We start from the raw sequence: 25,751 nt of genomic DNA on the forward strand, positions 1-25,751 counted from the left end.
TTTTCATATGAACCGTCTCCCCTTGCTACTCGAGCTATTTACCGAAGAGCTTCCCCCAAAATCACTCAAACGTTTAGGTGAATCCCTATCGCAGTCAATCTACGAAGGTTTAAAGAGAGCACAGTTGCTAAGTGCCAGTAGCACCTGTCAGTCTTTTGCCAGCCCAAGACGTCTAGCAGTCCTGATTAGCGATGTTTTGGATCAAGCTTCCGATTATCCGGTGCGCGAGAAACTCTTGCCACTCTCAATTGCCTTTGACGAACAAGGCAAACCCAGTCAAGCGCTTACCAAAAAGTTGGCAAGCTTAGGTCACTCTGATACTCCACTGAATCAACTGGAACGCAGTGGTGAAGGTAAAAATGAAGCGCTATATTTAAATACCATTGCCAAAGGTGCGCGCCTGGAATCGACATTACAACAGGCTCTTATGGATGCAATTCATCATTTGCCGATTGCAAAGATGATGCATTACCAGGTCCAAGGCCAGTCAGGTGGAATTGAAGAGGTCCAATTTGCGAGACCTGTGCACCGCATCATTGCATTACACGGATCGAAGACGCTTGCAATTCATGCTTTGGGAATTGATGCCAGCAATCAAACCGAAGGGCATCGTTTTTTATCACCTGGAATCATTACCATTAGTGACGCGCAGCAATACGAACCCCAACTGGAGGCTGCAAAAGTAATTCCGTCATTTACCAAACGCCGCGCTTATATTGAATTGGAGCTACAAAAGGCTGCCAACGACCTACGAGTTTTAATGCCAGATGCTCTTTTGGATGAAGTGACCGCCTTGGTGGAGTATCCGGCGATCTATACCTGCGAATTTGATCCTGAGTTTTTGGAAGTTCCTCAGGAATGCTTGATTCTGACGATGCAAACCAATCAGAAATACTTTGCCTTGATCAATCAGGATGGCAAGCTAAGCAATCGCTTTCTCATCGTCTCAAACATCCAAACCGATCAACCAGAGTCAATTATTTCAGGGAATGAGCGCGTAATTCGCCCCCGCTTAGCTGATGCCCGCTTCTTTTATCTGCAAGATCAAAAGCGCACTCTTGAATCACGCGTTCCTGATTTAGCTAAGGTGATTTATCACAATCAATTAGGAAATCAGTTACAGCGTTCCGAGCGGGTCCGAGCTATCGCTAGTGGAATTGCCAACAGCCTGAATCAAACTGGATTACAGCTTAATCTACAAGAGCTTGACCGTGCATCACAACTTGCTAAAGCTGATTTATTAACGGATATGGTTGGCGAGTTTCCCGAACTCCAAGGGGTCATGGGGCGGTACTACGCTTTAGCCAATCATGAAGCACCGGATGTCGCTGCCGCGTGTTATGAGCACTATCTTCCTCGATTTGCTGGGGATTTTCTGCCACAAACCATAGTGGGAACCGTATTGGCGATTGCTGATAAATTAGAAACGATTGTTGGGATTTGGGGTGTCGGTCTTGCTCCCACAGGTGATAAGGACCCCTATGCATTGCGACGCCATGCCTTGGGCATTTGCCGGCTGCTACTAGAAAAGAATCTGCCGCTCAATCTCAAGCAACTCATTGGTCTTGCGAAGCAGCAGTTTTCAAATCTAGTTTTGAAGGTCGAGGTTGATGAAGAAGTTATCTATCAGTTTATTCTGGATCGATTAAAAGCATATTTAAAAGATCAAGCCGTTGATGGCGCCACATTTAGCCCCTTAGAAATTGATGCGGTCCTGAGCACCCATCCGCAAAAACTCAATGATCTAATTGCACGTTTAGTAGCCATTCGAAGTTTTAATCAATTACCGCAAGCGGCCGCGCTCGCTGGAGCCAATAAGCGAATTAGTAACATCCTGAAGAAGGTCGATGGCAAAGTGAGTGCAGAGATCAATCCAAGTTTGCTCACGATTGCAGCAGAAAAGAATTTATACACGGCCCTTACTCAACTGCAACCGCGCCTCGATCAGAAGCTCCAAGCCCAACAATTAATTGATCTATTGCAAGACTTGGTCTCACTCAGTGATCCAGTAGATCAATTCTTTGCAGATGTTATGGTGATGGATGAGAACATCGAGCTTCGAAATAATCGTCTTGCTCTACTCCAGCGCCTCCACCAACAAATGAATTTGGTCGCTGATATTGGCAAACTTGCATGACCATTAAAGTCGATAAGCTCATCATTTTGGATCGCGATGGGGTGATTAACCAAGATCGTGACGATTATGTGAAGTCATGCGATGAGTGGATCCCGATTCCTAATAGCTTAGAGGCGATTGCATTACTCTCTCAGGCAGGCTATACCCTGACCATTGCCACCAACCAATCGGGCATTGCACGCGGTTATTACACCTTAAGTGAATTGCATGCGATGCACCAAAAAATGATGGATTTGCTTAAACCATTGAGCGGCAAGATTGATAGTATTTTCTTTTGTCCTCATACCGATGCCGATCAATGCGATTGCCGTAAGCCTAAACCGGGCTTAATGCAGCAAATTGCAAATCGATATTTAAAAAGTCCTGCAAATCCTGCTTTGCCATTAAGCAATGTTCCGATCGTGGGCGACTCATTGCGCGATCTTTTGGCAGGAACGGCTCTGGGCGCCAGTCCGCACTTGGTCCTAACAGGGAAAGGTCGTGGTGTTAAGAGGGCTGAGTTACCTAGCAATACACAAATTCATGAGGATTTGATGGGTTTTGCGCGATCAATTTTGGCGCAGTCATGATTTGGCTTCGTTCTCTTCTTTTTTTTATTAGTCTTGTAGCGTACACGCCGCTGTATGCTGTTTTCTGCTTAATGACATTTCCCTTTCTGAGCGAACATACACGCTATCGCATCATTCAGTTCTGGGGTCAAAGCATTATCTTTTTCTTGCAATTCTTTTGTGGGGTTCGGTTTGAAGTTCTGGGAAGAGAAAATATACAAGCAGTGATTGATCAGCCTGTGGTGATACTTAGTAAGCATCAATCGGCTTGGGAGACCATCGCGTTCTTACAAATTTTTCCCAAAGAGCTCTGCTATGTATTTAAACGTGAACTACTTTGGATTCCATTTTTTGGTTGGGTGATTGGCTTACTGAACATGATTCATATCAATCGCTCTGATGCAGGCGGCTCCGCAATATCGGTTGCCAATCAAGGTAAAGAGCGTTTAAAGGCGGGCAAGTGGATGATTTTGTTCCCTGAGGGTACCCGAACACCCGTTGGATCTCATAAGCCCTATCGCAAAGGCGGGGCCCGCTTAGCCGGACTCACGGGAGCAACCGTATTACCGGTCGCCCACAATGCTGGGCGCTGCTGGCCACGAAATAGCTTTTTGAAGTACCCTGGTCTCATTACAGTCTCGATTGGACCGTCGATTCCCTCCCAGGGCAAGTCTGGGGATCGATTACATGAGGCCGTAGAAACCTGGATCGAGGGTGAAATGCGGCGGATTGACCCAGCAGCTTATCAAGCTAAATAATCATTTTTCTGACAGCATCAACGCCCACTGAATATAACGCTCCACTGAAATATCTTGGGCGCGTGCTTTTAGCTCCGTATCGGTAAGATTTAGTTGCTCAGCAATACTCTGTAAATTACTGCGTAACATTTTGCGACGCTGAGCAAAGGCCAAGGCCACAATCTGACTAAGCGCACCCCATTGTGCTGGTGTTAAAGCAAAATCAGCACGTGGAATCATCCGAATCACTGCAGAATCTACTTTGGGTTGAGGTTCGAACGCAGTCGGCGGCACATCCAATAAGTAATCCACGTGGTACCTTGCTTGCAGCATGACCGATAAGCGGCTGTACTCCGAATCACCCGCTGATGCAGTAATACGTTCTACCACTTCAGCCTGCAACATAAAGACTTGTTCATCAACCCATGGGGCGGCTGCAATCAGATGGAATAGCAAAGGCGATGAAATGTTATATGGCAGGTTACCGATCAAGGCGCAGCGCTCTTTCGATAGCTTGGCTTGCTTAGCCCAGCTAACAAAATCAAATTGAAGAGCGTCCCCTTCGTGAATAATCAGGCCACCTAACTGCTCTCGCTGTTTTGCTTCTTGCCATGTATAAACAATGTCACGATCGATCTCAAGAACTTCGAGTTTTTCAAGTCGCTCAAGTAAAGGTCGAGTTAAGGCGCCAAGTCCAGGACCAATTTCAAGAACGTGCATGCCAGGCGTCGGATTTAAGGCATTCACAATCGCAGCAATTACTCCCTGATCGATCAGGAAGTTCTGTCCAAAGCGCTTACGTGCTCGATGCATCGTGATTCAATTTTGTAAGAGCCAACTCTCTTGCGAGTTGTAAAGCTGCAAACATACTGCGCCAATCTGCCTTACCCTGCCCAGCAATATCGAGGGCGGTACCATGATCAACAGAAGTACGGATATACGAGAGGCCCAAACTGACATTCACTCCCTCCGTGAAACTTGCTAACTTAAAGGGAGCCAAGCCTTGATCATGGTACATCGCCAAGACCGCATCAAATGAATGCAAGCGATCCGCATGAAATAAGGTATCGGCTGGATAGGGTCCAGAGGCCAAGATCCCTTCATGTTTAGCAGCCTCAATCACAGGAATAATCACGTCAAGCTCCTCGCGACCAAGATGACCGTCCTCTCCAGCGTGGGGATTTAAGCCAGTCACCGCAATGCGAGGCTTTGCGATACCAAAGCGTGTCTTTAAATCCGCTTTGATGATTTTCAGAGTATTGAATAAAGACTCAAACTGAATCGCATCGGCAACCTGAAGAATAGGCAAATGGGTGGTGGCAAGAGCGACTCGTAAGGGGATTACTTGCCCTTTACCACTGAGCGCTTGGGGGATTTCGCCGCACAACATCATCACGACCTGGCGTTGCTGATCAAGGTCAGCCAAAAACTCAGTGTGTCCTGTAAATGGATGTTGCGGGGTATCCAAAATACTTTTTTGGACCGGAGCAGTAATTAAGGCGTGATGTTGACCAACTCGACAAGAATCGCTGGCTGCTCGAATGACTGAAAGCACGTAGTGTGCATTAGCTGGATTAAGAACACCAGATTGTGGTGGATGATTTAGAGGGATATGCACAACTTTGATTTGGGGCGGCAATACCTCGTGCGCAAATAACTGCCGATCACCAAATAATCTAATCTCTGCATCAGCATGGGCTGCTATGAAGGCCTTGGCAGCTGCTAATGAAACTTCAGGGCCAATGCCAGCCGGCTCCCCAGTGCTCAGTGCGAGCTTAACGGACTTGCTCATCCAGATTCAAAATCTTGACAGTCGCGGTATCGCGTAATTGGCGCAACCAGTCTTGGTAGGCTTGCTCGAACTTACGCTCTCGAATGGCTGCTCGAGCAAACTCACGTTGCTTCTCAACCGTTAATTGCGCATCGCGCCGCTCCAGTACTTGAATTAAATGCCAACCAAATTCCGTCTTGACTGGATCGCTCACCTCGCCAATTTGCAAGCGATTCATCGCAATCTCGAATGGGGGCACCAATTCGCCAGGACCCATCCAACCCAATATGCCGCCATTCTGGGCCGAGCCATCTTCCGAGAATTTCTTCGCTAAAGACTCAAAATCAGCGGTCTTGGCACGAATCTGATCACGATAACCTTGCAGGCGTCGCTCGACATCCGCGTCTTGCAATCCTTGGCGATGACGAATCAAGATATGTCGCGCTAACGTTTGCGTAACAATCATATTCTGCGGGGTGAGATCCGCTGGATTGGCATTACTGGTAGCTGCGCGTGCCCCTGTACCACTGGAACGTCGATCCATTACTTTTAATACATGAAAGCCGGCCGGGCTTCGAACCACCGATGGCGCCACTTGACCAGGACCAAGATTTCTTACAGCCTCAACAAAGATTTGAGGTAAACGATCTTGGGTTCGATAGCCAAGATCCTGGAACTTAATACGAGAGTTTTCTTTATTGGCTTGTGCGCCCAACTGCATAAAATCTGCGTCACCACGTGCTTCCTTTAATATGGCTTCAGCACGCTTTCTAGCATCAGCTTGAGCGCTGGGACCAGCCCCCTCTTCCACCGGGATAAAAATTTGAGCAACCGCAATCTCTTCAGGACCTGAGCCTGCTGCAGCAGGCTCTGCTCCGCGACGCTGCATCTGCTCAACAATAAAGTTATCGATTTCAGCATCCGAGATCTTAATTTGTGAATCAACCTCCCGCTCTCGTAAACGCGCTTTTAGAACATCTTCACGCAATAGCTCGCGATAGCGCTGAAAACTCATGCCTGATTTGGTGACTGTCTCCCGAAATTCATTGAAGGTCAACTTATTCCGAGTTGCAATGTCTTCAATAATCTTATTGAGCTCTTTATCGTTAACGGCTAAACCAGTTTGCTCAGCTTCCTGAATTTGAATCTTCTCTAAGATCAAGTTTTCGAGCACTTGCTTACGTAGCTCGCTACCCTCTGGCAGTTTTTTTCCGCCAGCTGGTACTTGCTTTTGAATCGAGGCAATCCGATCATCAATTTCCTTACGCGTTACAACCCCAGTGTTCACAACCGCCACTACGCCATCAATGTTGACGATCTTAGGCTCATTGGCAGACGGATTATTTTGTGCGCCCAATGGCTGACTAAACAACACGCCCAAGAATCCACATGCCATCAAATAAGGAAACATGGTGAACTTTAGGAATGAATTACGACACAAAATCATTATTGATAATTTTCGTAGGGTGAGGGTGGCAAAGGCTTGGCTACCGGCTGGTATCCAGGAACGTTTAGACGCATCACATCGACTGGATTATTTCCAACACTAGCAAAGCCTCTAAATTCTAATTGAAAAAGGACCTGGGTAGTAGTGATTTGGGAGGTGTTACGGGCTTGCGAGTAAGCAAAGCGTGCGGTCCAACAATCTGCGTCATACTGCAATCCCACGAGGGTATTTAAGGTCTTTGCTGTTAAGGCGTCATACCCCCAACGGCCTAATACACGATACTTTTTAAATATTGGCCACTCGCCAAAGGCATTGTATTGATCGGTCTGAGTCACACCAGAGTTCGTGCCATCGGTTGGTGGATTCCAAACATTCCGGTAGGCAAAATTAAGGCTGCGGCCCGGAGTCGGTCGCCACCCCGCGCCAACACTGCTTTGTACAAAACGATTCAATTGGGTGTTGTATTGTCCAAATAAATCGACGTTAAAGTTTCCTAGCAAACGGATCGTACTGGCACCCAGCGTATCGGAGTAACGTGTGGGATTTTGGATCGTACCGTTCAAGCCTACCCGTTGACCTGTGAAATCTTGGCGTTGGGCCAAAGTTACCGTGGCTCGCTCGGCGCCAGTGTTCGTTTCTAGAACACGACTTGTCAAGCCCATAGTTAATTTATTGTTATCAGCAACGCGGTCATTACCCACGAAAGTGTTCTCACTAAATATTTGAGTAATACCAAAGCCAGCGTCAGCAGTATCAAAGAGCGGGGTCTGTGCCTGACTTTGGAATGGTGTATACACATAAAAGGCGCGTGGCTCCATGGTCACAATCATGTCGCGCCCAAAGAAGCCCTTCATCTCTCTTGCGTCACGCTCAAACGCCAAACCAGAATCCAAACTAAAGGTTGGTAAGGCAAATCCTTGAATCGGTTGATTTAAGGATTGATTAATCGAAGTTGATGGGCTATTTGTGAGCATCCCAGAATATTGATTGGCCTGAAAACTTAACTTGGGTCTCAAGAAATATCCCGGAGTAACTTGTGGCAAAGCGATACTACCGCGAATCACGGTTCGATCCGCCTGACTAAATGACCCTCCCTGTGGCATGCCAGAGGCTGGTGCATACAGATTATTGGTGTTATATGAAAAGCGAGTGAAGTCTGCGCTGAATGTAATGTCGGGGGCTCGATTAAACCCACCCGAGAATGCTCCAGGGGCGCCCAAGGCACGCTGATTTCGATAATTGGCGGTGACTTGGGGCAAGATGTTGTAGGGAGAAGTGACGGGTGCTGTTGGATCTGGTTGTAGGGTCTGAAAGGTCAGTGCGCGTGCAGTGAAATTCCAGTTTTTGATACCGCCATAATTGGTACCGACTTCTTGCCGAAACTGATTCGTCACTGCACCACCAATGCCGTAGGAAAAATCGATTGGATATAGATTGTCCGATACCTTGCTCACATTCGCGTAACCATTCCACGCTCGACCTAGCATTTGTCGCTGTTGCCAGTCGTACTTCCAACGATCGCGTCCTAAAATTTTGTCGTAGTTCATGAACTGACCGCTCAAGGTTCCTGAATACTTGGGATCAATGTAACGAAAATCGCCGCCTAGTAATGTCCCGCGATGATTCATGAACCGAGGTGTAATGGTGAGATCGCGATTCGGCGCAATATTGACGTAGTACGGTTGTGCAATATCTAAACCATTATTCGAGTTATAACCAATCACAGGCGCCAACAATCCCGAGCGACGTTGATTTGACGTAGGCAAACTAAAGTAAGGTGCGTATGCAATCGGTACATCAAAAAAACGCATCACGCCATTGCGCCCGGTCATTTGTTTTTGTTCTTGATCAACCTCAATCTGAGTAGCCGTGAAATACCAATCTAAATTATCTGGACTGCAAGTGGTATAGGTGGCTTTATCAAAGATAAATACATCGGCCGACTCAATCGTTAGCTTGTTCGCTTTACCACGTCCGCGAACATCCCGAAGCTCATAGTTCGGTTTATCCATCTCTCCCTCACGCGCATCAACCTTAAAGCGTGCGCGGGGCCCTGAGAACTGAGTATTTCCTTTAATGAGCTCGACATTACCAATTAAATTTGCAATATCTGTATCAGGATCGTAATTAATTTCATCGGCCTTAATGATGGTATTGTTCCGACGAATTTGAGCACGCCCCTTCAAGTTCATTTGACGATCAACCACCCCATCAATTTCATCGCTAAAGGTGAAGGTCAAGGCCTCACTATCTGGAATCGGTTTACCAACCCGTAATTGATCATCTAACTTTAAGACCGTGACTTCGGCGCGACTAGGAACTAGGGTTGTGGTTGGGAGCGATCCAACCGGCAATGGTCGGGGTGGCTCGCCAATCGGAACTGGCGCTTGTCTTTGAAGCTCCTGTTGCGCTTGATTTTGTTGGGGCGATGGTAATAATGGTGAAATCGCATTGGTGACTGGGCCTAAGTTTTGTGCCATCAGTGGCAGCGACACAAAGAGTGCGGCGACCAATAGCCCCCTGCCCAGGATCACGAACGGGGTCTTTAAAGATGCAAGATAGGCGCTGATGCCGGCGCGAAGGCGATAATGACTCATGGATCCAGACAGCCCTTATTATACGAATCGATCATGCCTGACAATCGCTTAATTCAACTGAATCAATGGCTTGATAGCCTAGTGGGCCGTTGGGGGCTAGAGCCCACCAGCTTGGCCCCTGCTTCCGCAGATGCCAGCTTTAGACGCTACTTCCGAATCGCTAGCGCTCACCCCCAATACCCCAGCCTGATTGTGATGGATGCTCCACCCGATAAAGAGACCGTTTTACCCTTTATTCAGGTTGCTAATCTTTTAAAAGATGCAGGGCTTCATGTACCCATCATCCTCGCAGAAAACCAGGAAAAAGGATTTTTACTACTCAGTGATTTAGGAAGTCAAACTTATCTGAGCGTCTTATCACCAAGTAATGCAAAAGCACTTTACCGAGATGCCAGCCAAGCCTTAGTAAAAATGCAATATGCCAGTCGTGAGGGTGTTTTGCCACCTTATGATGATGCAACCTTGCAGCGCGAACTCGATCTATTTGATGAGTGGTATTTAAAACGTCATCATCAATACACTCTAAGTGATGATGAGAGAAATCAACTGCATACTATTTTTCGGTTGATCAAAGAAAATAATCTTGCCCAATCGCAGGTGTATGTCCATCGCGATTTTCATTCGCGCAATTTAATGCATTGCTCATCTAACAACCCCGGAGTTTTGGATTTTCAGGATGCTTTATATGGACCGATTACATATGACATTGTCTCTTTATTGCGCGATGCTTATATTGAGTGGACCGAGGAAGAAGTACTTGATTTCTTGATTGAGTATTGGGATATAGCTCGCGCTTCTGGCTTGAAAGTTCCATCTGATTTTGCGGATTTTTATCGGGACTTTGAATGGATGGGCTTACAGCGTCACCTGAAAGTCCTAGGTATCTTTGCGCGCTTATATCACCGCGATGGCAAAGCCAATTACTTAAACGACATTCCCTTGGTTCTCAAATATACGCGTGCGGTTGCAAGTCGTTACGGTTGCTTTAAGCCTCTTTTGCGGATTTTGGATCAAGTTGCAAAACAGTCGTCTTAAACTGTTCACTATCGATGACTGCACAGAATTTACCTTGTCTTTTATTGGCCGCTGGTCGAGGGGAGCGCATGCGTCCATTAAGCGACCATACCCCGAAACCCTTATTAAACGTTCGTGGTAAATCATTGCTCAGCTGGCATCTAGAATCCCTACAGCGGGCTGGGATTCAACATGTGGTGATCAACCATGCCTGGCTTGGTAAACAGATCGAGACGGCCTTAGGGAATGGCCATGAATATGGCCTGTCGATTCAATACTCTCCGGAGGTAAGTGCCCTGGAAACAGCCGGGGGAATCTGCCAAGCATTGCCCATTCTCAAGCCTGCTGACTTTTTTCTGGTGATTAATGGGGATGTTTTTAGTCCTAATTTTCCAATTCATGAATTGATCCAACGTGCTAATCAACTCCGTAACCAAAATCAGTTTTTGGCTCATCTAATTTTGGTTCCCAACCCACCCCATCATCCGACAGGCGACTTTTATCTTGATGGCAGCATCGTGCGCGGGGAGGAGCATTCGAATGCCAATAGTCCAAAACTGACTTTTTCAGGGATTGGTATCTATCACCGGAGCTTATTTGATGGCTTAAATCGGGGAGAAAGTGCTAAATTAGCCCCCATCTTACGCAGGGCAATGCTTAATCATCAGATCTCCGGTGAAAAATATTCAGGTTCATGGCAGGATGTAGGTAGTCCCGAACGCTTAGCTGAACTAAATCGATCCTAAAATCATCAAGATGAATCGTCTTAACTCGCACAATCCGCTCATGAATGCCTGCCAACAGCGTCGTGATCACTTGGCATCCATCATTCAAGCCAAAACAGGTGGTGGGGTAGTCATTCTAGGAACTGCCCCCGAAAAGGCACGCAATCGAGATAGCGATTTTCCTTATCGGCATGACAGTGACTTCTTTTATCTCACCGGTTTCGAAGAGCCTGCGGCTACCCTAGTGATGGTGGTTACAAAATCCAGCTATGAGACCCACCTCTTCTGTCGACCTAAAGATCTCGAACGCGAGATTTGGGATGGATACCGCTTGGGCCCCCAAGAGGCACCTGCCCATTTACTGATAAACGCTGCATACCCAAACTCTGAACTAGACCAAAAACTCCCTGATTTTTTAGCAGATCAAAACGCGGTATATATCAAACTTGCCGCAGCCTCACATGATGATGCATCGATGCGGCAATGGATGAACACGGTGCGCCAGCGCGCCCGCATGGGAATCAATGCCCCGGAGGTATTTCATGACATTGAAACTATTTTGCATGAAATGCGTTTGTTTAAAGGTCCTGAGGAAATCGCCATCATGCGGCAAGCCGCAGCGATTTCTGCCCAAGCTCACATTCGCGCCATGCGCTCTTGCAAACCCGGAAAGCGTGAATATCAATTAGAAGCCGAGTTGCTCTATGAGTTTCGTTATCACGGGGCCGAGAGCGTTGCCTATAACAGCATCGTGGCCGCCGGTGCGAATGCCTGCGTATTGCATCACCGTGCAGGATCGGCTGAACTCATAGATGGTGATCTGTGTTTAATTGATGCCGGGTGCGAGCTTCATGGCTATGCCTCCGACATCACCCGAACCTTTCCAATTAATGGACGATTTAGCAGTGCCCAGCGCACCCTCTATGACATTACACTTGCTGCCCAACAAGCAGCGGTTGATGCGACCCGCCCTGGGCATTCGTTTATCGATCCACACCAAGCCGCAGTAAAAGTTCTGACGCAAGGCTTAATCGATGAAAAGCTGATTCGGATTGGCGAAGTTGGCTCTCTCGACAATGCCATTGAGACAGGAGCCTATAAGCGCTTTTATATGCACCGCACTAGCCACTGGTTGGGCATGGATGTCCATGACGTCGGATCCTATCGCGAACTTCATACTGTGACTCAAGCTGATACCGAAAGACCTTGGCGCACGCTTGAAGAGAACATGGTGCTTACCATCGAACCCGGTCTTTATATACGCCCAGCTGAGGATATTCCGAAGGCCTATTGGAATATTGGAATTCGGATTGAGGATGACGCTCTAGTGACTGCCAATGGTTGCGAACTCATTTCCCGTGGGGTCCCGGTTGATCCAGTTGAAATTGAGTCCATCATCCGCTCTTAATGAATGAGTGTATGAATACATTTCATACAGTTGTCATTCAAGGCGGGGGTCCTGTCGGTCTTGCCTGCGCAGCTTGGCTTTTACAAAAAAATCCACGCATTAGTCTGACCTTGATTGATCGTAATCCTGCAGATGACGAGCAAATTCAGTCGGGCGATCAACGTGGTATCGCGCTATCGCATGGCAGTAAATTATTACTAGATACGATCAATGCTTGGCCATCCAATTGCCCTGCGATTCATCGAATTCACGTCTCTCAGGTTGGCCACTTTGGTCGAGCCCTAATGACGCGTGAAGAACTCGGGCAGGATGCCTTGGGTCATATTAGTCGCTATCGCGATATTCATCTAACCCTCAGAAAAGCACTGCGGGCTCTGGGGGCCCATTCACCGAATTTTGTGTGGCATCACAATGCGGATGAAAGCTTCAATACACCACCAGCTGCATGCATCGTACATGCCGAGGGTGGGTTATTTAAGCAACAGGATTGGGTCGAGTCAGGCCGCGATTACCGTCAAGCGGCCCTCGTGGGCACTGTGGATGTGGAACATCCAATTGCCCATCAAGCGTGGGAGCGTTTTACCGACGAAGGTCCGCTTGCACTGCTGCCCTCGCATCTAGGGCCCAATACACATAATCTAGTCTGGTGCGCCTCCCCAGAATCGAGTCAACGCCGACTAGCTCTTAGTGATGATGAGTTTCTCAATGAACTGGAGCATAGTTTTGGTCGGCGCCTGGGTCGATTTACTAACATCGCTAATCGTCGTTTGTATGACCTTGGCTTGAACTACCGCAAAGAGGTTTGTATTGATCATGAGGTATGGATTGGCAATGCAGCACAAACCTTGCATCCAGTGGCTGGCCAAGGTCTTAATCTTGGCTTACGCGACGCTTACCTACTTGCTGAGAAACTCGCCGATCTCTTTAAGCAAAGACAGGCGGTAACGCCCAATGCCGTAAAAGCCCAACTGCTTGAGTATGCAAAAAGCCGCCAAATTGATCGGCGCGCAACGATTGGCATTACCGACTTCTTAGCACGCGTGTTCACGTCGCCCTTACTCCCCATTCAGGTCTCGCGTGGCCTAGCACTCAGCGCTCTCGCCTGGCTACCGCCTGTAAAAATAACTCTTGCCAAGCAAATGATGTTTGGCCGGCGCTAGATTGCCTAAAAATTAAGCAGTTGAGGAACGGGTGTGGTACAGTGATGCCTCCAATTCAGATCCATTTCCCTCGGTATGCAAATCGGTCCTTACTCACTAGCCAATGCTCTATTTGTTGCGCCGATGGCTGGTGTTACCGATCGCCCCTTTCGACAATTATGTAAAAAATTAGGGGCAGGTTATGCGGTCTCGGAAATGATCGCCTCCAATGCCATGCTATGGAATAGTGAAAAAACCTTGAGGCGCGCTAACCATGTTGGCGAGTTCAAACCCATTGCAGTCCAAATTGCAGGAGCAGATCCAAAGATGATGGCGCAAGCAGCTCGCTTGAATGTGGATCGAGGCGCCCAAATCATTGATATCAATATGGGCTGCCCAGCAAAAAAAGTATGCAATGTCGCAGCTGGTTCTGCCCTCCTAAAAGATCAACCTTTAGTTCAGCAAATTGTGGATTCGGTGGTTCAAGCCGTTGGCACTGGCCCTGATGCAGTGCCCGTGACGCTCAAAATTAGAACCGGCTGGGATCGTGATCATAAGAATGCGCAAGAAATTGCAAAAATTGCGCAAGAGGCTGGAATTTCGATGCTCACGATTCATGGACGTACCAGGGCGGACTTGTACCACGGTGACGCTGAGTACGAAACGATTGCGGCTGTAAAGAGTCGCATTTCAATTCCGGTGGTTGCGAATGGCGATATCAACAGCCCTGAGAAAGCCAAGCAGGTTTTGCACATTACTAGGGCGGATGCGCTCATGATTGGACGAGCTGCACAAGGTAGACCCTGGATTTTTCGGGAAATTGAGCACTATCTAAAAACGGGTGAACTCCTGCCTCCCCCACGGGTTCATGAAATTCAAGCGATTCTTAATGAGCATTTGCTCGATCACTACGCATTCTATGGCGAGTACACAGGTCTGCGAACTGCACGTAAGCATATTGCCTGGTACTGCAAAGGCTTACGCAACTCGCATGCGTTTCGTCACCAAATGAATAGTGCTGAGGATTGCAAAACCCAATTGCAACTCGTCAATGATTATTTTGACGAAATGAAGCTCCACTCCGATCATCTTTTATTTTTAGAAGCAGCCTAATTGAACCATCATGAAAAGCAATAAACATCCTGTTACAGAATGCATTGAAATCAATTTGCAACGCTACCTCGATGACCTCAAAGGCACGCCGCCCAATGATATTTATCAAATGGTCTTGAGTGTGGTTGAAAAACCGATGTTAGAGCTGGTCATGGCGCATGCCAAGCATAACCAATCTTTAGCAGCGTCCTATTTAGGGATTAATCGCAATACCTTACGCAAAAAACTTTTAGAGCATCGCTTAATCTAATCATGATTCGTACAGCCCTCCTCTCCGTATCCGATAAAAGTGGCATTGTTCAGTTTGCACAAGCGCTGCATGGCCTAGGCATAAAACTGATCTCAACTGGCGGCACCGCCAAACTATTGGCCCAAGAAGGCTTACCGGTTACTGAAGTGGCAAGCCTCACCAAGTTCCCCGAAATGTTGGATGGTCGGGTCAAAACCTTACATCCAAAGGTTCATGGCGGCTTATTGGCTCGGCGCGACTCCAAAGAACATATGGCCGCCATTGCCGAGCATGGGATTGAACCAATTGATCTATTGGTAATTAATCTTTACCCCTTTACACAAACAGTGAGTCAAGACAAGTGCAGCTTTGAAGAGGCGGTTGAGAATATTGATATTGGTGGACCAGCCATGTTACGTGCTGCTGCTAAAAATCATCAAGATGTCACCGTACTCATTTCCCCAGCGGATTACACAATGGTTTTGGATGAGATGCGCCGTAATCAGAATACAGTGTCGTTTGCAACCAACTTGGCACTTGCAAAAAAAGTGTTTGCCCATACCGCTCAATATGATGGAGCGATTGCGAACTACTTAAGTTCTTTAGACGATACGCAAGATCATCAAAAGCGCCATCCCTATCCACAGACTCTGCATTTGGCATTTGAGCGCGTTCAAGAAATGCGCTATGGTGAGAACCCTCACCAATCTGCAGCGTTTTATAAGGACCTCGTACCACCGGTTGGCAGTCTCGCTCATTACCAACAGCTTCAAGGCAAAGAGTTGTCATTTAACAATATTGCTGACTCGGATGCTGCTTGGGAATGCGTTAAATCCATTAGTCAGGATCAAGCGGCGTGTGTCATTATTAAACATGCCAACCCTTGTGGTGTAGCAATAGCAGATACCGCAGAAAAAGCCTACCTAAAAGCATTACAAACCGATCCAACTTCTGCTTTTGGCGGAATCATTGCACTCAATCGTCCCTGCGATGAGGCATGCGCTACAGCAATTGCAAAGCAATTTGTTGAAGTGCTGATCGCCCCCTCTTTTAGCGAGTCTGCCAGGGCAATCTTTGCTTCCAAACAAAATGTACGTCTTCTCGAAATTCCGCTTCCCAAGGAAGGGGCTAATCCTCTAAATCAATTTGACTTCAAACGCATTGGGGGCGGTCTGTTAGTGCAATCGAGCGATTCAAAAAATGTGCTCCCCCAGGAATTACAGGTGGTAACCAAGCGTCAGCCGAGTCCTACTGAATTAGCAGACCTGATGTTTGCTTGGCGAGTCGCCAAATTTGTGAAGTCTAATGCAATTGTGTATTGCGCCAATGGCATGACTTTAGGAATCGGTGCTGGTCAAATGAGTCGGATTGACTCTGCCCGAATTGCAAGCATTAAGGCTGAGCATGCTGGCCTAAGTCTCAAGGGTTCTGCGGTTGCGAGTGATGCCTTCTTCCCGTTTCGTGATGGTCTGGATGTGGTGGTGGCTGCAGGCGCGACTAGTGTCATTCAGCCCGGGGGCAGCATGCGGGATCCCGAAGTGATTGAGGCGGCTAATGAGCATGGCATTGCAATGGTGTTCACAAGTACGCGACACTTTAGACATTAATCATGCGCTGGTTAGGTATCGATCCTGGCTTACGAACTACTGGCTTTGGAGTCATTGAACTTGAAGGCCAACAATTACGCTACGTTAGTTCGGGCACGATTGAGAGTGGCGAGGTTGCCTTAGGCTTACCTCATCGTCTTGGAACCTTGTATCAAGGCGTCCAAGAGGTACTCCTTTGCTATCAGCCCGATGCCGCTGCCATTGAAGAAATCTTTTTAAACGTGAATCCACGCTCTACCCTGATGCTGGGTCAAGCGCGAGGTGCCGTGATTGCTGCCCTTGTATCGACTGGTCTTTCGGTCTCTGAATACAGCGCCCGTGGCGTCAAGCAGGCAATCGTCGGTACTGGCCGGGCCAACAAAACACAAATGCAAGAAATGGTAAAGCGCTTACTCAAGCTCAAAAAAAGTCCATCACCCGATGCAGCCGATGCGCTTGGGGTCGCCATTTGTGCAGCTCACCATCATCAGGTTCAAATGAGTAAAGCAAAGCGTTAAGATAGAGGCATGATTGGACGTATCCATGGCACGCTTATTACGATTTCAGCTCCTAAATTGCTGATTGATTGCCATGGGGTCGGCTACGAGGTCGACGTGCCAATGAGCACTCTCTATCAATTACCACCTGTGGGTCAAATGATTACCCTCCTCACGCATTTCCATGTGCGCGAGGATCAACAACAATTGTTTGGTTTTGCCACCGAAGCCGAACGCAACGCCTTCCGAGCGCTTATCAAGATCAGCGGGGTTGGGGCACGTACTGCCCTAGCGGTACTATCAGGTATGAGCGTGAGTGAGTTGATTCAAGCAATTGCTACCCAAGACCCAGGCACCTTAGTTCGGGTTCCTGGTATTGGCAAAAAGACGGCAGAACGCCTTTTGTTAGAACTCAAAGGTAAATTAGCCCCCGATTTAGGAATTTCCCAGAATCCATCTGGCAAGCCTGATACCACTTCCGAGGTGATTCAAGCATTGGTTTCCTTGGGATACTCGGATAAAGAGGCGCATCTGGCAGTTCGCCAAATCCCTGCCGATACCAGTGTCTCCGACGGGATTAAGATCGCCTTGAAATCTCTTTCAAAAGGTTAAGTCGTGGTAATTCATACTGATAACTTAGATGCTAATGATGGTGATGAGCGGATTGTCAGCCCTGGGGCTGGGCAAGCTGAAGCCGTATTTGAGCGCGCCCTTCGACCAAAGCAGCTCGATGAATACGTTGGTCAAAGCAAAGCACGCTCACAACTTGAAATTTTTATCAATGCGACCCGTAAGCGCAAAGAAGCCTTAGATCATGTTTTATTGTTCGGCCCACCCGGTTTAGGCAAAACGACCCTAGCGCACATCATTGCCCGAGAGCTTGGGGTTAATCTTCGACAAACTAGTGGTCCAGTATTGGATCGCCCCGGTGATCTTGCCGCACTTCTTACCAACCTCGAAGAAAACGATGTCCTATTTATTGATGAGATTCATCGGCTCTCACCAGTCGTTGAAGAGATTCTTTATCCAGCTCTTGAGGATTATTCGCTCGATATCATGATTGGTGAGGGTCCTGCAGCCCGCAGTGTGAAGTTGGACCTCAAGCCCTTCACATTAATTGGAGCAACGACGCGTGCTGGTATGCTAACCAATCCCTTGCGCGATCGCTTTGGGATTGTGGCAAGACTTGAGTTTTATTCGTCCGCTGAGCTTACTAAAATTATTGAACGTTCGGCCACCTTACTGAATGCCCAGATTGATCCCCAGGGCGCAAGCGAGATCGCGCGTCGCGCCCGTGGCACTCCTCGGATTGCGAACCGCTTACTTCGTAGGGTTCGGGACTATGCTGAGGTGAAGGGTAGTGGAGTAATCACAAAATCAATGGCTGACGCTGCCCTAGCCATGCTAGATGTTGATCCGATGGGCTTTGATGTCATGGATCGCAAACTACTCGAGGCGATCTTGCATAAATTCAATGGAGGTCCAGTCGGTATTGATAACTTGGCTGCAGCCATTGGCGAAGAACGCGACACTATTGAAGACGTATTAGAACCCTTTCTGATTCAACAGGGATATTTACAACGCACCTCGCGTGGCCGCATTGCGACTCGTCAGTGTTATGAGCATTTTGGCCTCAAGGCGCCAAGCAGCTCTGCAAACCTCGATTTGCTCGACTAAGTGACCTTATTTTAAGAGCGTCACTTTGGCAAAGCGGCGCTTACCAACTTGAACCACATAAGTGCCGGGTTCCAATTTCAGGGTCTTATCACTCACAACTGATCCATCAATCCGTACACCATGTTGCTCAATATTGCGGTTCGCCTCCGAGGTCGATGGCACCAAATTAGCAGCCTTCAAAAGAGCAGCAATACCGAGCGGAGCCCCCGTTAACTCAAGCGTAGGAATATCGTCGGGTATTCCGCCTTTGGCGCGATGATTAAAGTCTTCCAGCGCCTTCTCTGCAGCTACCTGCGAATGAAAACGGGCCACAATCTCTTGACCCAATAACACTTTGCAATCCCGCGGATTTCGACCCGCCGCCACCTCTTGCCTCATGAGATCGATTTCGGCCATCGGTCTAAATGACAATAATGTGAAGTAGCTCCACATGAGCTCATCGGAAATACTCATCACCTTGCCAAACATCTCATTGGCGGGCTCGTTGATACCGATGTAATTGCCCTTGGACTTACTCATCTTCTCAACCCCATCAAGACCCACCAAAAGAGGCATAGTCAAGATGCATTGCGGCTCTTGGCCATACTCTTTTTGTAATTCGCGCCCGACGAGAAGATTAAATTTTTGATCGGTGCCCCCAAGCTCTAAATCACTTTGTAAGGCCACTGAGTCATAACCCTGCATGAGTGGATACAAAAACTCGTGCACCGAAATCGGCACACCACCCCGATAGCGCTTGGTAAAGTCATCGCGCTCTAGCATCCGAGCCACCGTGTATTTAGCCGCCAACGTTATCATGCCGCGCGCGCCTAAGGCATCGCACCACTCGCTGTTGTAACGTACTTCCGTTTTACTGGGATCTAAGATGATGCTAGCTTGCTGATAATACGTTTTTGCATTGACTGCAATCTCTTCTGGGGTTAATGGCGGACGGGTGCTATTGCGCCCAGACGGATCGCCAATCATGCTGGTAAAGTCGCCAATCAAGAAAATGACGGTATGACCTAGATCTTGTAGCTGACGTAGCTTGTTTAGAACAACCGTATGCCCCAAATGAATATCCGGTGCAGTTGGATCCAGGCCCAATTTAATTCGTAAGGGTTTGCGGGTTGCTTCGCTGCGCGCTAATTTTTGCAACCAATCTGCCTCGACCAATAACTCCTCACAGCCACGCTTGGTAACTTCCATAGCCTCAAGAACGCGTGGGGTTACCGGATAGGGTTTTGTGCTCATGCCTAATTTTTTCAGTTAAATTAAGGGTTTAATATCGTTAACGTGATATTGTCGCATTCTCAAGAAAGTTCGCTACACCCTTGAATTCTAATCAAGCAAACGCCTCGAGCTCTCTATGGATTGGGCTCATGTCGGGAACCAGCCTCGATGGTATCGATGCAGTCTTGGCCGAAATCGATGCTACTGGCAAAGCCCGACTGATTCAGTCGCATAGTGTTGGTTTTGATGCGGACCTGAGATCGGAGCTTGCCGAATTGCAATTTGCTTGCAGCAACGAGCTTCACCGCGAACACCTTGCAGCCAACGCGCTTGCCAATGCCTATGCACAGGTATGTCAAGAGCTGTTGCGGATTCAAAATATCCAACCAAGTGCAGTCAGTGCAATTGGTGCCCATGGGCAAACACTGCGTCATCAACCCGCTTCTGATCCGCTTAAAAGCTATACCCATCAGAGCCTAAATGCAGCCTTATTGGCTGAACTCACCGGAATCAAGGTCATTGCTAATTTTCGTGCGCGCGATATGGCCGCTGGTGGCCAAGGTGCACCTCTAGTACCCGCCTTTCATCGTGAGCAGTTTTATGATCCCCTTGAAAATCGCGCCATTTTGAACATTGGTGGGATTGCTAATTTAACGATTCTTCCAGCATCCGGTGAAGTAACTGGTTTTGATTGTGGGCCAGGTAATTTATTACTCGATGCCTGGGTGCATCATCATCTTGGAAGAGCGTTTGACGATGACGGGCGGTGGGCCAGTACGGGTAAACCCAATTCAGAACTCTTAGCACGGATGTTACAAGATCCTTACTTTGCAAAGCATCCTCCAAAGAGTACGGGGCGTGACCACTTTAATTTGCAATGGCTAAACAGTTTGATGACAGGGCTCTCGATTGCCCCTGAAGATGTTCAAGCTACCCTCTTGCAGCTCACGATTGATAGCACCCTTGGTGCATTGCGATCGTTTGCAAGCAATACTCAGACCCTAATCGTGTGCGGGGGCGGTGTTAAGAATATTGCCTTACTTGAGCTTCTTAAAATTCAGGCGCGTCATCAACTACCGAACCTAAGGATTGCGTCATCAGCCCAATTTGGGATTGATCCCCAGTTGGTCGAAGGTCTCGCGTTTGCCTGGCTAGCCTGGGCCTTCATGCAAAAACGGCCAGCAAATGTGCCGGCCGTCACTGGAGCAAAAGGTTTACGAATCCTTGGGACGCTCTACCCCGTCTGAAATCAATTAGGCTGAAAAAGATGATCCGCATCCACAGGTGGTGGTTGCATTTGGATTTTTGATCACGAACTGCGAACCGTTGATATCTTCTTTGTAGTCAATCTCTGCGCCAACAAGATATTGAAAGCTCATCGAATCGACCAACAAGGTCACCCCGTTTTTTTCAAAACTGGTGTCATCTTCATTAACAGCGTCATCAAAAGTAAACCCATACTGAAATCCTGAACATCCACCACCCTGAACAAAGACACGAAGCTTTAACTCAGGATTTCCTTCTTCGGCAATTAAGTCAGCAACCTTAGCGGCTGCACTATCGGTAAATATCAATGGCACTGGTGGCTCAGCCATGGCTGAAGCTTGATCAACAGCGGTATTGGTAGCGGTCATGATTACTCCCTTTTAAGCATCTATACGATTGATTGTAGGCTCTAATTCCCCTATTTGCACAGGGTGAATCATGGCATGAGGGCGATCTGCTCTAGGCCCATGGATTCAGGAAAGCCAAACATGATGTTTAGGCACTGGACTCCTTGGCCCGAGGCACCCTTCACCAAATTATCTTCAACCACCAAAATGACGAGGATATCGCCACCGCCAGGACGATGAACCGCAATCTTCATGCCATTACTACCCCGCACTGAGCGGGTTTCTGGATGGCTACCCGCTGGCATGATATCCACGAAGGGCTCATTGGCATAAAAACTTTCATATAGGGCCTGAAAGTCGACCGATCTACCCTCTGCGGTTAATTGAACGTATAGGGTCGAGTGGATCCCCCGAATCATCGGGGTTAGATGAGGCACAAAGGTCAACGCTACCTGATCATGCCCTGCAATGGCCTTTAAGCCTTGCGTAATCTCAGGTAGATGGCGATGGCCCTTAACGGCATACGCTTTGAAGTTATCGCTCGCTTCAGATAGCAAGGTAGCAATTTCAGCTTTACGGCCCGCACCAGAAGTTCCAGATTTACAGTCGGCAATGATTCGTTGGGCATCAATGAGCGGCTTTGGGAACCCGTTCTTTGGTGATAACAATGGAGCGAGCCCTAACTGTACGGATGTTGGATAGCAACCTGCTAAGCCAACAACCCGAGCCTCTTTGATTTTCTCCCGATTGATTTCAGGCAAACCATAAACAGCTTCCCTCAAGATGTCTGGGCATGCGTGCGGCATTCCATACCATTGCTCAAAGACCTTGGTGTCTTGAAGACGAAAGTCTGCGGCAAGATCCAATATCTTCACGTTGGCTGCGAGTAATTCTTTAGCTTGCGCCATTGCCACACCGTGAGGAGTCGCAAAAAATACAGCGTCACACTCAGTAAGCTTGGCATTCTCTGGTGTCGTAAATTTCAAATCCACGCGATTGCGTAAGGATGGAAACATTTCAGCAACGGCCATGCCAGCTTCAGATCGAGAAGTGATCGAATGCAGTTGAACCTGAGGATGCTGGGCTAAAAGACGAAGCAATTCAACGCCTGTATACCCCGTGCCACCCACAATACCGACTTTAATCATGCTCTTCTCCGTTGCCACTCATCAATAAGCAAATTGTATAAAAATAAAGGGCCGCATTAGCGGCCCCTTCCAGACATTTCGGTGTCGCTTAACGCTTACTAAATTGCTTACGACGGCGAGCGCCGTGTAAACCAACTTTTTTACGCTCAACCTCACGAGCATCACGAGTCACCAATCCAGCTTTTGACAGGGTTGGCTTGAGAGCCGCATCATAATCAATCAGCGCACGGGTTACGCCATGACGCACTGCGCCAGCTTGGCCGGTCTCGCCGCCACCACTAACGTTCACTTGAATATCAAACGTGGTTAGATTGCTAGTCAGCGCTAAAGGCTGACGTGCAATCATGCGTGAGGTTTCACGAGCAAAATAAGCGTCAATGGGCTTACCATTCACGGTAATCTCGCCCTTACCTGATTTAATGAAGACGCGAGCCACTGAGCTCTTGCGACGTCCTGTTCCGTAGTTCCAATTTCCGTACATATCGCTTCCTTAAATCTCTAAAGGTTTAGGCTGTTGAGCCGCGTGGGGATGCGTAGCATCGCCATAGACTTTGAGCTTCTTGATCATGGCGTAGCCAAGGGGGCCTTTAGGCAACATGCCTTTCACGGCCTTCTCAAGAGCGCGCGCTGGAAAGCGTGCCTGCATCTTGTCAAAGTTGGTCGAGCTAATACCACCAGGATAGCCACTATGACGGTAATAAATCTTATTAAGTCCCTTACTTCCAGTGACGCGAAGTTTGGATGAGTTAATAACGACAATGAAATCGCCAGTATCGACGTGAGGGGTAAATTCGGGTTTGTGCTTGCCGCGTAAACGGAGTGCCACTTCACTGGCGACACGACCGAGGACTTTGTCCGTAGCGTCAATCACGAACCACTCGCGCTTTACCTCATGCGGTTTTGCGGAAAAGGTTTTCATGATTACTTTCAAATTGTTTGGTCAACATACTCCAACTCAGAAATCGCACTTTGGCTCCGCTTATGTTTGCAGGCTCGCAGATCAAACTTCTCAATTGGTCCAACAAATTACCGCTGACCGAATCGGTAATTCAGTAAAGCATTGAATTGTATATCAAAAAAAACCCGGGAATCAATCCCGGGTTGAAATCCACCAATGTTTGGGTGGAGGAGACATCAGTAGAATGCAAACTTGATATTCAAAAAACGACTTTAAGTAAATCAAGGTTGACATCAATGAAGAAATTTTAGGACTAAATCTTGTGCATTGCAAGAAAAAATTTGGGTTTACCCTATCTTTTATATAAGACTTACAGAGCCACTTTTTGATATAACGTATTGATTTAAATAGAAATATTATTATTTGAGGATTTTTATATGATGGAATGCAAAATAAACTGGTTGCCTGATGCTGGGATGGCGTTTATGGCACAGACGGGTACAGGTCATATCCTCAATATGGATGGTGCCCCTGAAGCTGGTGGAAATAACTTAGCGCCTCGCCCGATGGAGCTCTTACTGGCAGGCGCCGGGGGTTGTACAGCCTTTGATGTGGTTTTAATCCTACAGCGCTCCCGTCAAGCTGTGAGCGGCTGTGAGGTGTTTGTAAAAGCTGAGCGCGCAGAATCCGATCCGAAGGTATTCACCAAAATAAATTTACATTTTTTGGTGAAGGGCTCGAACTTAGATCCCAGTAAGGTTGAACGGGCGATTACGCTGTCTCACGACAAGTATTGCTCAGCCACTGCAATGCTTGGCAAAACAGCTGAAATTACATATAGCTTTGAGGTAATGCAGAGTTAACCGATAAGCCGGATTCTGTCGCCCTAATTTGCATTAGGGGGCAATCATTCCTCTAGGCCTGCAGTTACCTACAGGCTCAAGCTCCCTACCCGCAAACTCGACGGGCCATGTCAACATTTGCTTACTTGGGATTGCTCCGAGTGGAGGTTGCCGCGTTTCACCGTAACTCAATACGCTCGTCTCTGTGGCCCTATTCCGCACGTCACCGTGGATGGCTGTTAGCCAACACCCTGCCCTATGGAGTCCGGACTTTCCTCTCCCTTCTTACGAAAGCAGCGATTGCCTGGTTAACTCTGCGATGACAGTCTAAACGAGGAAACGAATTTGCACTGCTAAATTAATGGGCGATGGACCAGCCGATGGTTTCACCCGCGCGCAAAGGCACCAGGATCGAAGCGCCCATAGGGTACTCAAATGGTACAGTCTGCGGTTGATTAATCAGAGTAATTGTTTCTGTATGTCGTGGTAAGCCGTAATAGTCAGCACCAAAATGACTGGCAAATCCCTCGAGTCGATCAAGTTTCCCAACACCATCAAAAGCCTCTGCGTAGAGACCCAGTGCATTATGCGCGGTATAGCACCCCGCACACCCACAGCTACTCTCTTTTTCCCCTTTTGGATGAGGAGCACTATCGGTTCCTAAGAAGAAACGAGGGTTACCGCTGGTTGCCATTTCCACTAATGCAACTCGATGCTCCTCACGCTTTAGAACTGGTAAGCAATAGTGGTGAGGACGAATACCGCCAGTAAACAAACTATTTCGGTTCATGAGTAAATGGTGAGCGGTAATCGTCGCAGCCAGGGTGTTCTTGCCATTGGTATTTGCATCACGCACATAGTGGGCCGCCTGCTTCGTCGTAATGTGCTCAAACACGATACGGAGTTCTGGGAAATGCTTACGAATAGGGTCCAAGATGCGATCAATAAATACCGCTTCACGATCAAAGATATCAATCGCCTGCTCAGTAACTTCACCATGAATTAATAGGGGTACCGAATAACGCTGCATCGCCTCTAGGGCAGGGTATGCCTTTTTAATATCTGTGACACCACCATCGCTATTCGTTGTTGCGCCCGCGGGATACAACTTAAATCCAATAATGCCATTCTCGCTGGCTTTTTTAACCTCGTTCGCTGACGTATTGTCAGTGAGATACAAGGTCATGAGCGGGGAGAAATGACTGATTCCCAGTTGTTTTAATGCCTTCCGAATCCGAGCCTCATAGGCTTTGGCTAAATCAACCGTTGTAACTGGTGGCTTCAAGTTAGGCATGATGATTGCGCGTCCAAATTGGGCAGCAGTATGCGCTAAGACATCATTTAAGACAGCGCCATCTCGAACATGCAAATGCCAATCGTCTGGGCGCGTGATGGTAAGCGTTCTGTTCATGG

At 47.9% G+C, this 25,751-nt stretch carries 25 protein-coding genes and 1 other RNA gene; 15 read left to right on the top strand and 11 right to left on the bottom strand.

Translation table 11 applies throughout. The features are described 5' to 3' along the window. Positions 1–7 precede the first annotated feature (7 nt). From glyS to QUE64_RS08090, 3 genes are read left to right on the top strand one after another with little or no spacing between them, the layout of a single operon-like run. Positions 8–2,137, top strand: a complete 2,130-nt coding sequence (glyS, locus tag QUE64_RS08080) for a glycine--tRNA ligase subunit beta (protein WP_286225253.1) — start codon at positions 8–10, stop codon at positions 2,135–2,137. Continuing rightward, a complete protein-coding gene (gene gmhB, locus QUE64_RS08085) occupies positions 2,134–2,706 on the top strand; it encodes a D-glycero-beta-D-manno-heptose 1,7-bisphosphate 7-phosphatase (RefSeq protein ID WP_286223540.1) in 573 nt (190 codons plus the stop codon). Before glyS ends, gmhB begins: the two co-directional genes overlap by 4 nt. Then, positions 2,703–3,443, top strand: a complete 741-nt coding sequence (locus tag QUE64_RS08090; RefSeq protein ID WP_286225255.1) for a lysophospholipid acyltransferase family protein — start codon at positions 2,703–2,705, stop codon at positions 3,441–3,443. Before gmhB ends, QUE64_RS08090 begins: the two co-directional genes overlap by 4 nt. On the opposite strand, the gene rsmA is transcribed toward QUE64_RS08090, so the two are convergent. From rsmA to QUE64_RS08110, 4 genes are read right to left on the bottom strand one after another with little or no spacing between them, the layout of a single operon-like run. Then, positions 3,444–4,235, bottom strand: coding sequence for a 16S rRNA (adenine(1518)-N(6)/adenine(1519)-N(6))-dimethyltransferase RsmA (gene rsmA, locus QUE64_RS08095; RefSeq protein ID WP_286225256.1), 792 nt, complete (start codon positions 4,233–4,235; stop codon positions 3,444–3,446). Then, a complete protein-coding gene (gene pdxA, locus QUE64_RS08100; protein ID WP_286225257.1) occupies positions 4,219–5,214 on the bottom strand; it encodes a 4-hydroxythreonine-4-phosphate dehydrogenase PdxA in 996 nt (331 codons plus the stop codon). Before pdxA ends, rsmA begins: the two co-directional genes overlap by 17 nt. Continuing rightward, positions 5,198–6,604, bottom strand: a complete 1,407-nt coding sequence (locus QUE64_RS08105; RefSeq protein ID WP_286225258.1) for a peptidylprolyl isomerase — start codon at positions 6,602–6,604, stop codon at positions 5,198–5,200. Before QUE64_RS08105 ends, pdxA begins: the two co-directional genes overlap by 17 nt. A 35-nt stretch (positions 6,605–6,639) precedes the next feature. After that, positions 6,640–9,237, bottom strand: coding sequence for an LPS-assembly protein LptD (locus QUE64_RS08110; RefSeq protein WP_286223545.1), 2,598 nt, complete (start codon positions 9,235–9,237; stop codon positions 6,640–6,642). A 33-nt stretch (positions 9,238–9,270) separates the two neighbouring features. On the opposite strand from QUE64_RS08110, the gene QUE64_RS08115 reads away from it, so the two are divergent. From QUE64_RS08115 to ruvB, 10 genes are all read left to right on the top strand, one after another. Next, on the top strand, positions 9,271–10,272 hold the full coding sequence (locus QUE64_RS08115; protein WP_286225260.1) for an aminoglycoside phosphotransferase family protein: 1,002 nt from the start codon (positions 9,271–9,273) through the stop codon (positions 10,270–10,272). A 14-nt stretch (positions 10,273–10,286) separates the two neighbouring features. Continuing rightward, complete coding sequence (gene murU, locus QUE64_RS08120) at positions 10,287–10,997, top strand: N-acetylmuramate alpha-1-phosphate uridylyltransferase MurU (protein WP_286225261.1); 711 nt, start codon at positions 10,287–10,289, stop codon at positions 10,995–10,997. Positions 10,998–11,007: 10 nt separating this feature from the next. Then, complete coding sequence (locus tag QUE64_RS08125; RefSeq protein WP_286225262.1) at positions 11,008–12,384, top strand: aminopeptidase P N-terminal domain-containing protein; 1,377 nt, start codon at positions 11,008–11,010, stop codon at positions 12,382–12,384. A gap of 11 nt (positions 12,385–12,395) precedes the next feature. Continuing rightward, a complete protein-coding gene (locus tag QUE64_RS08130) occupies positions 12,396–13,544 on the top strand; it encodes an FAD-dependent monooxygenase (protein ID WP_286225263.1) in 1,149 nt (382 codons plus the stop codon). Positions 13,545–13,619: 75 nt separating this feature from the next. Continuing rightward, on the top strand, positions 13,620–14,636 hold the full coding sequence (gene dusB / locus QUE64_RS08135; protein WP_286225264.1) for a tRNA dihydrouridine synthase DusB: 1,017 nt from the start codon (positions 13,620–13,622) through the stop codon (positions 14,634–14,636). Between the two features lie 10 nt (positions 14,637–14,646). Further along, a complete protein-coding gene (locus QUE64_RS08140; RefSeq protein WP_286225265.1) occupies positions 14,647–14,886 on the top strand; it encodes a helix-turn-helix domain-containing protein in 240 nt (79 codons plus the stop codon). A 2-nt stretch (positions 14,887–14,888) separates the two neighbouring features. Beyond that, complete coding sequence (gene purH / locus QUE64_RS08145) at positions 14,889–16,472, top strand: bifunctional phosphoribosylaminoimidazolecarboxamide formyltransferase/IMP cyclohydrolase (RefSeq protein ID WP_286225266.1); 1,584 nt, start codon at positions 14,889–14,891, stop codon at positions 16,470–16,472. Positions 16,473–16,474: 2 nt separating this feature from the next. Next, a complete protein-coding gene (gene ruvC / locus QUE64_RS08150; protein WP_286223552.1) occupies positions 16,475–16,969 on the top strand; it encodes a crossover junction endodeoxyribonuclease RuvC in 495 nt (164 codons plus the stop codon). A 9-nt stretch (positions 16,970–16,978) separates the two neighbouring features. After that, positions 16,979–17,560: a Holliday junction branch migration protein RuvA gene (gene ruvA, locus QUE64_RS08155; RefSeq protein WP_286225267.1), complete on the top strand. Its 582-nt coding sequence runs from the start codon at positions 16,979–16,981 to the stop codon at positions 17,558–17,560. A gap of 3 nt (positions 17,561–17,563) precedes the next feature. Further along, positions 17,564–18,625, top strand: coding sequence for a Holliday junction branch migration DNA helicase RuvB (gene ruvB, locus QUE64_RS08160; protein ID WP_458574685.1), 1,062 nt, complete (start codon positions 17,564–17,566; stop codon positions 18,623–18,625). A gap of 6 nt (positions 18,626–18,631) precedes the next feature. Here ruvB and tyrS read toward each other — a convergent pair whose 3' ends face one another. Next, positions 18,632–19,858, bottom strand: coding sequence for a tyrosine--tRNA ligase (tyrS, locus tag QUE64_RS08165; RefSeq protein ID WP_286225268.1), 1,227 nt, complete (start codon positions 19,856–19,858; stop codon positions 18,632–18,634). An 80-nt stretch (positions 19,859–19,938) separates the two neighbouring features. Between tyrS and QUE64_RS08170 the strand changes: the two genes are divergently transcribed. Beyond that, on the top strand, positions 19,939–21,084 hold the full coding sequence (locus tag QUE64_RS08170; protein WP_286223555.1) for an anhydro-N-acetylmuramic acid kinase: 1,146 nt from the start codon (positions 19,939–19,941) through the stop codon (positions 21,082–21,084). A 6-nt stretch (positions 21,085–21,090) separates the two neighbouring features. Here the strand turns inward: QUE64_RS08170 and erpA are convergent, their stop codons facing one another. The 4 genes from erpA to rplM all read right to left on the bottom strand — a co-directional run bounded on the left by erpA (position 21,091) and on the right by rplM (position 23,517). After that, positions 21,091–21,471, bottom strand: coding sequence for an iron-sulfur cluster insertion protein ErpA (gene erpA, locus QUE64_RS08175; protein WP_286223556.1), 381 nt, complete (start codon positions 21,469–21,471; stop codon positions 21,091–21,093). Positions 21,472–21,539: 68 nt separating this feature from the next. Then, positions 21,540–22,598, bottom strand: a complete 1,059-nt coding sequence (gene argC / locus QUE64_RS08180) for an N-acetyl-gamma-glutamyl-phosphate reductase (protein WP_286225270.1) — start codon at positions 22,596–22,598, stop codon at positions 21,540–21,542. Between the two features lie 88 nt (positions 22,599–22,686). Further along, on the bottom strand, positions 22,687–23,079 hold the full coding sequence (gene rpsI, locus QUE64_RS08185; RefSeq protein WP_108509102.1) for a 30S ribosomal protein S9: 393 nt from the start codon (positions 23,077–23,079) through the stop codon (positions 22,687–22,689). A gap of 9 nt (positions 23,080–23,088) precedes the next feature. Then, complete coding sequence (gene rplM / locus QUE64_RS08190) at positions 23,089–23,517, bottom strand: 50S ribosomal protein L13 (RefSeq protein WP_286223558.1); 429 nt, start codon at positions 23,515–23,517, stop codon at positions 23,089–23,091. Between the two features lie 419 nt (positions 23,518–23,936). Between rplM and QUE64_RS08195 the strand changes: the two genes are divergently transcribed. Next, on the top strand, positions 23,937–24,359 hold the full coding sequence (locus QUE64_RS08195) for an OsmC family protein (protein WP_286226207.1): 423 nt from the start codon (positions 23,937–23,939) through the stop codon (positions 24,357–24,359). Here the strand turns inward: QUE64_RS08195 and rnpB are convergent. After that, positions 24,348–24,654: RNase P RNA component class A (gene rnpB / locus QUE64_RS08200), an RNA gene on the bottom strand. The genes QUE64_RS08195 and rnpB overlap by 12 nt on opposite strands. Before the next feature lie 42 nt (positions 24,655–24,696). Beyond that, on the bottom strand, positions 24,697–25,749 hold the full coding sequence (gene pyrC, locus QUE64_RS08205) for a dihydroorotase (protein WP_286225271.1): 1,053 nt from the start codon (positions 25,747–25,749) through the stop codon (positions 24,697–24,699). Positions 25,750–25,751: the final 2 nt, after the last annotated feature.

The sequence above is a fragment of the Polynucleobacter sp. HIN7 genome (genome assembly GCF_030297595.1).
Lineage (GTDB): Bacteria > Pseudomonadota > Gammaproteobacteria > Burkholderiales > Burkholderiaceae > Polynucleobacter.